Source organism: Nocardia sp. NPDC060220 (assembly GCF_042727815.1).
In the GTDB taxonomy this organism is placed as follows: Bacteria; Actinomycetota; Actinomycetes; order Mycobacteriales; family Mycobacteriaceae; genus Nocardia.
Window position 1 is genome coordinate 1 of the sequence record NZ_JBHWZY010000223.1, and the last position, 8886, is coordinate 8886.

General features: G+C 66.9%; 7 protein-coding genes and 2 pseudogenes. 4 read left to right on the forward strand and 5 right to left on the reverse strand.

Annotation, left to right across the window (positions count from 1 at the left end; all coding sequences use genetic code 11):
* Together ACFWF3_RS14080 and ACFWF3_RS14085 are read left to right on the forward strand one after the other, a co-directional pair.
* Nucleotides 1–228 (forward strand): annotated as a pseudogene (locus tag ACFWF3_RS14080) (polyprenyl synthetase family protein); the annotation flags it as partial.
* Complete coding sequence (locus ACFWF3_RS14085) at nt 225–1496, forward strand: hypothetical protein (protein ID WP_379313989.1); 1272 nt, start codon at nt 225–227, stop codon at nt 1494–1496. The pseudogene ACFWF3_RS14080 and the gene ACFWF3_RS14085, both read left to right, overlap by 4 nt.
* A 150-nt stretch (nt 1497–1646) precedes the next feature.
* On the opposite strand, the gene ACFWF3_RS14090 is transcribed toward ACFWF3_RS14085, so the two are convergent.
* Complete coding sequence (locus ACFWF3_RS14090) at nt 1647–2270, reverse strand: TetR/AcrR family transcriptional regulator (protein WP_379313990.1); 624 nt, start codon at nt 2268–2270, stop codon at nt 1647–1649.
* 75 nt (nt 2271–2345) lie between these two features.
* On the opposite strand from ACFWF3_RS14090, the gene ACFWF3_RS14095 reads away from it, so the two are divergent.
* Nucleotides 2346–3557 carry an oxygenase MpaB family protein gene (locus ACFWF3_RS14095; RefSeq protein ID WP_379313991.1) on the forward strand — a complete coding sequence of 404 codons (1212 nt, stop codon included), beginning with the start codon at nt 2346–2348 and terminating at the stop codon, nt 3555–3557.
* Nucleotides 3558–3582: 25 nt separating this feature from the next.
* Here the strand turns inward: ACFWF3_RS14095 and ACFWF3_RS14100 are convergent, their stop codons facing one another.
* Both ACFWF3_RS14100 and ACFWF3_RS14105 read right to left on the reverse strand, forming a co-directional pair.
* Complete coding sequence (locus ACFWF3_RS14100; protein ID WP_379313992.1) at nt 3583–4695, reverse strand: saccharopine dehydrogenase family protein; 1113 nt, start codon at nt 4693–4695, stop codon at nt 3583–3585.
* Between the two features lie 71 nt (nt 4696–4766).
* Nucleotides 4767–5114, reverse strand: a pseudogene (locus ACFWF3_RS14105) (pyridoxamine 5'-phosphate oxidase family protein); the annotation flags it as partial.
* A 173-nt stretch (nt 5115–5287) separates the two neighbouring features.
* On the opposite strand from ACFWF3_RS14105, the gene ACFWF3_RS14110 reads away from it, so the two are divergent.
* Nucleotides 5288–6511, forward strand: coding sequence for a cytochrome P450 (locus ACFWF3_RS14110; RefSeq protein WP_379313993.1), 1224 nt, complete (start codon nt 5288–5290; stop codon nt 6509–6511).
* 26 nt (nt 6512–6537) lie between these two features.
* Here ACFWF3_RS14110 and ACFWF3_RS14115 read toward each other — a convergent pair whose 3' ends face one another.
* Together ACFWF3_RS14115 and ACFWF3_RS14120 are read right to left on the reverse strand one after the other, a co-directional pair.
* Entirely contained in the window at nt 6538–7920 is a 1383-nt protein-coding gene (locus ACFWF3_RS14115) for a glutamate decarboxylase (protein ID WP_379313994.1), read from the reverse strand.
* Between the two features lie 324 nt (nt 7921–8244).
* Nucleotides 8245–8817: a TetR/AcrR family transcriptional regulator gene (locus ACFWF3_RS14120; protein WP_379313995.1), complete on the reverse strand. Its 573-nt coding sequence runs from the start codon at nt 8815–8817 to the stop codon at nt 8245–8247.
* Between the last annotated feature and the right edge of the window lie 69 nt (nt 8818–8886).

An 8886-nucleotide genomic window follows, 5' to 3' on the forward strand; every position in this document is an offset into this window, starting at 1 on the left:
GTGATCGAATGGCTCGACATGCGCTCCGGTGCGCGGGAGATGTGGCTGTCCGCGGACACCCCGAGCACGATCCTGCAGAGCGACCTGATCGACAGCGGGGCCACCGACGCCGCGCGGGCGGTTGCCCTCGACGCCACACAGAAGGCGAGCGCCGCACTGGACATCTTCCCGCCATCGCCTGCTCGCGAGGACCTCCATGCACTGCTACAGGAAGTGATCACCCGATGAGGCAGACCAGAATCGGATCACTCGCCCATGGATTTCGACACCTGCGCCGCGCACCGGACCTGGCCGTGTTACGGGCCGCCTCCTCACCTGAGGAGCTGGCCCGGCTGGCACTGATCCCAGCCGGTCGTAACCTGGGTATCGCGGTGAGCTTCTTGCCCACCCATCTGCAGGCAGAGGCCACCGCCGCCCTGCTGGCCTGCCGGGTTCTGGACGCCTTCGAGGATCTCAGCGATCGCGCGATCGCGAGCTGGTCCGTTCTGGACGCTGCGGACTACCTCACCGGCAACACCGACACCAAGCCTGCTGCATTGCCTTCGGTCAGCACCGAAGCCCGCGACAGCGAAGCGGTCGACCGGCTCCTGGCCGAGCGTATCGGCGACATCCGAGCTCTGCTCGGAGCGCTGTCGCCGGCCGGGCGCAAGCGTGTCGGCGCGGTGGTCATCGATGTCGCGGTGGTGATGGCCCGCAATATCGACTCGCCGCTGTCGCGGGTCGCCTACAGCGAAGGTGTGCTCGGCCGGGTCACCTATTACGCGTGTGAACTCGCCTCCGAAGCCGTTGTGCCCGAGGCGGATCTGCGCGAACTGGCCGGCTGTCTCGCCATCATCGCTCAGTCCGCCAACGACCTGCGCGACAACGAGCTGCAGATCTACGGCGTCGCCGACCGCGAGGAACTGAAGCGGAAGGTCATGCTCCAGCTCCTCGTGCCGGCACTGGGCGGTTTCGCCCTCCTGGCCAGGCTCGGTCCCGCCACCCTGAGTTTCGGTGCGCGGGTGGCGATGGCGCACATGACCATCACCACGACGGCTTTCCTGTGCGGGGCCGTCGACGCGCCCCCGCCCTTTCGGCGCAAGGTCGGCGCCGCGCTGCTTGCGGCGTCCTCGTCGAGGCGCTGGACCACGATGCTGGATCGGGTGCGGCGAAGTGTCGACGTGGCGGTCCACCGAATGCTGGACGTCTCACCGGAGTTCACCGACGCGACGAACACAGCGACCGAGGCGCTCGTCGTGGGCGACCCGCTGTCGATGCCGACTTCGCTGGTGCCACTGATCGTCGACACCACCTTCGCTATGGTGCAGACCCTGCCCGAAGGTGTCCTGACCGGCGAGCTCACCGACGCCGAGGTGCGCACCATGTTGATCGCCGACCACCTGGCTTTCAGTGCGATGGAACGGGTGCCACCGCACGACCCCGCAGCGCTCCAGGCCCTCGCCACCCAACTCCAACTCGGCGCGCTCGATACCAGCGTGGGCGGACACAACCGGTAGACCAGCGCACCCGCCACGCGCGCCCGGGATCGGGCAGTACCGCACGGAAGGGAGTGATTCACCGGCGTCGGCTCCGCCCACTCGGCCAGAAACGACCGTCGTTGCCGACCGTGCGGTGCGGTCGAACTACTGATTCGACTGCACCGACTGTCAGGGTGCTCGGTTCACCACGGCCAGTGCGAGTTCGGTGCAGAGGGCGGCCACTTCGGTGGTCGGCCGATGGGGGTCGCCCAGCCAGGTCGCCACCAGCTGGTTGATCCCGCCGACGACGAAAAGTGCTTCCTGGCGCCGGATCTCCGGATTCGCGGGAGCGTCGAGGAACTCCGCGCTGTACTGCATCACGAGGTCGGTAACGATCCCGACGGCACGGGAGCGCAACTCTTCGAGCCCTGCGACGCTGTGGGTATCGCTGGTCATGATGCGGTGGATGCTGGGGTCGTCGGCGATCGTGTCGAGGTAGGTCGTCAGTGCCCGCAGGAGTTTGCGTTTCAAGGTGCCCGGCTCGGCCTGGCTCGCGTCGACGAGGGTGGTGAACAGCTCCTGCTGCACCTGCTCGGCGACGGCGAGGACCAGTGCGTCGCGGGTGGCGAATTGTTCGTAGAAGTAGCGCGGGGTCAACCCCGACGCGGCGCACACGCGGCGCACGGTGACTTCGCTCGGGCCGGCCTCGCCCCAGATCTGGCGACCTGCGGCGAGGAGTTTGTCGCGGCGTTCGTCACGTCGAGTCGCCGCGCTGATTCCACGGTAGGACCGGACCACCTCTGCACGCGCCATTGACAGGACTTTAGCAGTCGACCTATTTTGGATATCAGTCGTTATCCACAATGGAGCGCTCAACGAGGAGTGTCGATGACCACCGTTCCCGCCCGTCACCCAGATCGTCCCCACCGCGTCCCGCCCCTCGTCGGCGGCTTCGCGGCGATGCTAGGGGTTCACAGCCCCGACTCGACGCAATGGCAACATCTCGGCGAGGGCCTGCTCGTCGGTGACGACGCGATGGATCGGCTGGTGGACTGGATGGTCGCCGCGGGCTCGAAGCAGATGCGTCCGCTGTTCGATCGAGCGCTCACCGACGGCATCGCTGCGGTGCCGCAGGCGCCGGATCCGCTGCGCGAGTTCTTCACCGCGGTCGAGACTGTTCCGGCGTGGGTCGATCACGACACACTCGTGCGCGGGGCCAAGGTCCTGCTCACCAGCGGTTCCGACGGCATGTACATCGCGCGCGATGTCGCCATGCTCGGCGGCTACCAGTTCTCCGGCTTCAACAAGACCCTGTTGCGCACAGGAGCGCTGGAAAAGGGCTCCAATCAGCGGTGGGCCGAGACGATGCAGTGGGCGATGGATGTCCTGTCCGAGGACGGATTGTCCCCGCTGGGTCTGGGATACCGATCCACGATCCGGGTGCGACTCATCCACGCCTTCGTCCGCAGGCACGTGGCCGCCATGCCGGACTGGCGGACCGAGAACTGGGGCCTGCCCATCAACCAGACGGATATGGCGGCAACGCTCGTCGGCGCCTTCATCGCACCGGCGATCGGTGGGATGGGCCTGGGTCTGTTGCTCACCCCCGCCGAAACCGACGCTGTCGCGCACCTGGTCCGCTATGTCGGCTGGCTGCTCGGTGTCGAGGAGCAGTGGCTGCCGCACTCCTTCCGTGACGGTGTGCGCGTCCTGGTGCACACGCTGTCTGCGTTGGCCGACCCCGACGAGTCGACTCCTCAACTCGCGGTACCGATGTCACGAGACCCGTTGTCGTGGAACTATGACCGGCTGCCCACGATCAGGCGCCGTCTTGCCTATGCCCAGCATCTGTCGGTGACGGGGACCTTCCTCGGCCGCCACACGATGCGTGCGCTCGGGCTGCCGACGGCGATCGTTCCGTGGTACCCGGCGATCCGAATCCCCGTCAATGTCGCGCGCTCGGTCACCCGGCTGTTGCCCGGCGGACTCGACCGTGCGGCGAATCGCGGTGCGCGAGAACAGGATCGGTTCATGGGGACACTGGTCAGCGCCGGACCGACCGTCGGCGCGGCGGCCGCGCGACTCACCCACGCGGCCTAGCGCCGCGACGCGGTGACGGCCGGCGTCAGGGTGCCTTCGGCTCGATGGAGGGGCCCGGGTGCGGCGACCAGCCTGCGTCGCGGGCGGCGGTGTACAGCGCGTCCAGGCCGAACGCGTCGACCGGGCCGAGCGCGCCGGAACCGAGGAGGCCGCCGCCCAGTGCGGTGTCGGCGGCCCAGGCCAGAATCGCCGCGGTGAAATCGTAGGGATCGCCGCCCTTCAGGGTGACGGTGGCCAACGTCGTGCCGGCCGCGTCCTGAGCTTCGGCGACCACCCAGGTGCGGGTGCGGCGGCGAGCTTCGGCGTCGGGGCCACCGGTCGACCCCTTGACCGTTCGGGCCAAAGCCTCGTCGAATCCGCGCTTCAGCACAGGCACCTGTGCGACGACCGAGGTCAGTCGTGAGCCGACGCGCAGCGTCTGTGCCGCGAGCGGCGGCAAGCCGAGGAACACATCGACTTCTCGCAGGTGTGGGTGCGAGCGAGTCAGCGCGAAATGCTCCGACGCGGGAATCGATGCCCCCGTCCGGCTTTCTCCGGCGACATCGAAGGAACGCAGACGCGCGCCGGTGCGTTCGGTGACCACCTGTCCGGAGCGCAGCGCGAAGCCGGGTTCGAACAGCATCCCCGCCATGGACGCGCGGGTACCACCGCTGGTGCCGGGACTTTTCATGAAGTAGCCGACTTCGGCACGCACCGCGGTGGGAGCCTCGCGCAAGGCGAGCCCGGCCGCGAGATTGCCCGGTACGTAGTCGAACCCGAACGCGGTGAGCAGCCCCGCGCCGGCGGCACGGGCCTGCTCGTCGTGCTCGAACACGGTGCGGATGAAGGGCCCTTCGCCGGTGGAGTCGATGTAATGTGCGCCCGCGGCGATCGTCGCGGCCAGTGCGGGGCCCCCATGGCGCAGGAACGGCCCGACCGTTGTCACCAGAACATCGCCGCGACCGAGCAGGGCCCGGACCGACGCGGGGTCGGTGACGTCGGCAACGGCGGTCCGGCAGCCGCCGAGTTCGGCGCCGAGCTTCTCGAGGGCGGCCCGGTTGCGTCCCGCCAGCACGGGCGATGCGCCGCGTGCGGTGAGGGCTTCGGCCGTCAGGCGTCCCGTGTAGCCGGTTGCCCCGAACAGTACAATTTTCGGCATCGCCGCGTCTCCTCATGGTTGGCCACTTGCCAACGCTACCGGTGGATCATCGCCCTGACGGGAAACGGCCGTCACATCATCGTGTATCGGCTCACGGCTTCTGGCTCGATGGTGACGCGCAGCCAGTCGGCGGCCTGCATCTCGGCGAGGTCGTCGGCTCGGCGTTCGTCATCGAGGTCCCAGTAGCGAGCGGCCAGGCGGGAGAGCGGGTCGTGAGCTCCATCCGGCGAGACGGTGGTGTGGCCGGCGACGGAAACCCAGCGCTCGCGTTCACCCACCGGGGCAGAGACGACGATCGAGGCGCGGGGGTCGCTTCGCAATCGCGAGATCTTCACCGAATCCGGGGCCGTGAACAATTGGATCGCGCCCTCGGCGGTGACCTCGACCCACACCGGCCGGGGCTGGGGTGGTGTGGGTCCGTCGCGCCCTCAGCCGGTCCCGCGCGATGACGAGGCTACCGATCAACGTCCGCCGTTGGGGCCCCTATTCGTCCCCTGGACCGCTCAGCCGAGGGGTAAGTTCGTAATCGGTCGGGTGAAACTGGCTGCGGCGCTGTCGATTACGGGCGTAGACCCTGGTGGAGGAGATTTTCATGGAACCGATCGTGCTGGATACGACCGGTGCCGACATCCAAGGTGAGTCGGCACGCATTCAGCAACGTGGCCCGGTGGCGCTGGTCGAACTGCCCGGTGGCGTGCCCGCCTGGTCGGTCACCGATCAGGCAGTGCTGCGGAGTCTGCTCGCCGATCCTCGGGTGTCGAAGGACCCCAGGCAGCACTGGATGTCGTTCATCAACGGCGAGATCACCGAGGCGTGGCCGTTGCTGCCGTGGGTAGCGGTCGACAACATGTTCACCGCCTACGGCGCCGATCACCGCAGGCTGCGCCGGCTGGTGTCCCCAGCTTTCAGTCATCGCCGCAGTACCGCGCTGCGTCCGCGGATCGCCGAGATCACCGAGAACCTGCTCGACGCGCTGGCAGCCGCCCCGGCCGGCGCACCGGTCGATCTGCGAAGCGGCTTCGCCTATCCGGTTCCGATCCGGGTCATCACCGAACTGGTCGGTGTGCCCGAAGGGCTGGGGCCTGCGCTGCACAAGTGCGTGGACGGCTTCTTCGACGGCTCGTTCACCGCCGAGCAGGCTCAGGCCAACTACCTCGAAATGTATGGACTGGTCGGCGAACTCGTCGCCTACCGTCGTGCGCATCCTGGTGACGACGTCACCAGCGCGCTGATCGCCACGCGCGACGAGGACGACTCCGCGCTGTCGGAGAAGGAACTCGCCGACACCCTGATGCTGATCATCAATGCCGGTCACGAGACCACGGTCAATCTGCTCGACCAAGCGATCGTCGCCCTGCTCACCCATCCTGAGCAGCGCGCCGCGGTGGCCGCAGGGCAGGTGTCGTGGGCAGACGTGGTCGAGGAGACGCTGCGCTTCCAGGCACCGGTGGCACACCTGCCCCTCCGATACGCGGTCGAGGACATCGACATCGCCGGGAAGTACCGAATCGGCAAGGGCGAGGCCATCTTGGCCTCCTACGCAGGCGCAGGCCGCGACCCGAAAGTGCACGGCGCCAGCACCGCCGAGTTCGATCCCACCCGTGCCACCCGCGATCAGCACCTCGCCTTCGGCCACGGCGCACACCACTGCATCGGCGCGTCACTGGCCCGTCTCGAAGCGGCCGTTGCGTTGCCTGCACTGTTCGATCGGTTCCCTCGGATGAGCATGGCCACGACCCGGACCGAACTGACGCCGGTGCCGAGTTTCATCTCCAACGGGCACACCAGTGTTCCGGTATATCTCCACGCGACGTGAGCGCACCGGGGTGATTCGCGGACGGGTTAGTGGGCGAACGGCTTCAGCCGGTCGAAGTATCCATTGGGTTTGAGCGTGTCGAGGTGCCCGAGCGCGGCGGTGATGTCCTCGCTCAACGCCCTGGCCATGTCCGCCGAGAACCCCTCCCGCACCACGACGCGCAGCACCGCGATATCGGTGGCGTTGTCCGGCATGGTGTACGCGGGCACCTGCCAGCCGTAGGAGCGCAGCGCGTGCGAGACGTCGAACTCGGTGTATTCAGGGTCGCCCGACAGCCGGAAGCTGATCACCGGGATCGCCGAGCCGTCGGTGATCACCTCGAAGTGTCCGCTCGCGCGCAGCTGGTCGCCGAGCCAGCGCGCGGTTTGCGAGAGGGATTGCATGACCAGGCTGTAGCCGAATCGACCGAGCCTGAGGAAGTTGTAGTACTGGCCGATGACCTGATTGCCGGGCCGGGAGAAGTTCAGGGTGAAAGTGGGCATGTCGCCGCCCAGGTAGTTGACCCGGAAAATCAGGTCGTCGGGCAGGTACTCGGGGCCGCGCCACACCACGAACCCGATGCCGGGATACGTCAGCCCGTATTTGTGGCCACTGACGTTGATCGACACCACGCGCGGCAGCCGGAAATCCCACACCAGATCGGGATGCAGGAAGGGCACCACGAAGCCGCCGCTGGCCGCGTCGACGTGCACGGGGATGTCCAGTCCTGTGTCGGCAGCGAGCTTGTCGAGCGCCGCGCAGATGTCGCTGATCGGTTCGAGTTCGCCGGTGAATGTCGTGCCCAAGATGGCCACCACGCCGATGGTGTCCTCGTCGACGTCGGCCAGCACCTGCTCGGGTGTAATGACGTAGCGGCCCTTCTCCATCGGCAGATACCGCGGCTCGACGTCGAAATAGCGGCAGAACTTCTCCCACACCACCTGCACGTTGGACCCCATCACCATGTTCGGTGTGCGGCCTTTCCACCCGGCGCCGACCTTCTCGCGCCACAGCCACTTCATCGCCAGCCCGGCCAGCATCACCGCCTCGCTGGATCCGATCGTCGATACCCCGGTGGCACTGGACGGGTCGTCGTCGCGCAGGCCCTCCGCATGGAACAGGTCGGCGACCATGCACACACACCGTTGCTCGATCGCCGCGGTCGCGGGGTATTCATCCTTGTCGATCATGTTCTTGTCGAACGTCTCCGCCATCAGCTTCTCGGCCTGTGGATCCATCCACGTCGAGACGAAGGTCGCCAGATTCAGCCTGCTGCTCCCGTCGAGCATGAGTTCGTCGTGGATGAATCGATAGGCGACATCAGGATCCATCGATTCCTCGGGCATCCGCAGCGCGGGTACCGGCGCCATCGACAGCCGCCCGGTGTATGCCGGGGAGACCTGAGGAACGTGAGTGCGCCTGCGCGACATGGTTATCCCTTCGATTTCAGTTCTGCCAACAGCAGTTCGGACATGAGTCGGGACGCGTGTGAGAGAAGTCGGCGCCGAGCGAGCCGATGTCGTCGGCGGTCCGCTCACTGATGACGACCTGTGAGGTGGTGGTCATGGTTTCGACGGTAGTGCTGCCGTCGATGGGTCCGTATCCCCCGTAACGGGTGAATCTCACCGAGGACGGGGCCTGTCGCTGTCCGGCACCAGCACCATGTTGAGACCGGAATCGGCATGGCCGACGACGTACACGGATCCGGCGATCACTGATACGGATAGCATGATCCGTTGCAGTCCTCGGATCTGCTAGCGGCTGATAGCGCGGGCTACCGTGTCGCCGACCTGTTCGTCGGTGAGGCTGCTGCGCTGGATCAGCACATGCGAGAGCACGGTGCGGACGGCGATCTCCGCCGCCTGTGCCGGTGTGACCACCAGTGCTGCGCTGTCGTCGCGGGCCGCCAGCAGTGGTGCGACGAAGGCGCCGACGGTTTCGATCAGGTTGAGCTTCGACCCCTCGTGCTCGATCGCGACATTGAGCAGCCATCTTGGTTCCTGGTCGCGCAGTCGGGAGATCACCGGGTGTCGGCGCAGGTAGGGGATCGCAAAGACCACTGCCTCTTTCGCCAGCTGCCGTACCGGCGTGAAGATGTCTATCTCCAGGTAGGCGGCGCTCATCATGCGGGCAACTTCGATTTTGCTGACGGCCGCGATGAGACCGTTCTTGTCTCCGAACTCACGGTAGGCGGTCGCGCGTGAGACGCCCGCCCGGCGAGCGACCGCGGTCAGCGTCAGATCATCCAGGCCGGTCTCGGCCATCATCGCCAAGGCCGTGTCCACAAGCACGGAGGACGACTGCGTCGCGTTGGTCATGCCGGTCATTCTTCCTGTTCCCGATCCGGGATGGCACGCCCGGTTGTGGCCACGTCAGCACTGAGACTATATTGACAT

Excerpts from the sequence above, each read along its gene's own strand:
- ACFWF3_RS14115 (WP_379313994.1), bottom strand. The coding sequence starts at position 7,920 with ATGTCGCGCAGGCGCACTCACGTTCCTCAGGTCTCCCCGGCATACACC.
- ACFWF3_RS14085 (WP_379313989.1), top strand. The coding sequence starts at position 225 with ATGAGGCAGACCAGAATCGGATCACTCGCCCATGGATTTCGACACCTG.
- ACFWF3_RS14120 (WP_379313995.1), bottom strand. The coding sequence starts at position 8,817 with ATGACCGGCATGACCAACGCGACGCAGTCGTCCTCCGTGCTTGTGGAC.
- ACFWF3_RS14110 (WP_379313993.1), top strand. The coding sequence starts at position 5,288 with ATGGAACCGATCGTGCTGGATACGACCGGTGCCGACATCCAAGGTGAG.
- ACFWF3_RS14095 (WP_379313991.1), top strand. The coding sequence starts at position 2,346 with ATGACCACCGTTCCCGCCCGTCACCCAGATCGTCCCCACCGCGTCCCG.
- ACFWF3_RS14090 (WP_379313990.1), bottom strand. The coding sequence starts at position 2,270 with ATGGCGCGTGCAGAGGTGGTCCGGTCCTACCGTGGAATCAGCGCGGCG.
- ACFWF3_RS14100 (WP_379313992.1), bottom strand. The coding sequence starts at position 4,695 with ATGCCGAAAATTGTACTGTTCGGGGCAACCGGCTACACGGGACGCCTG.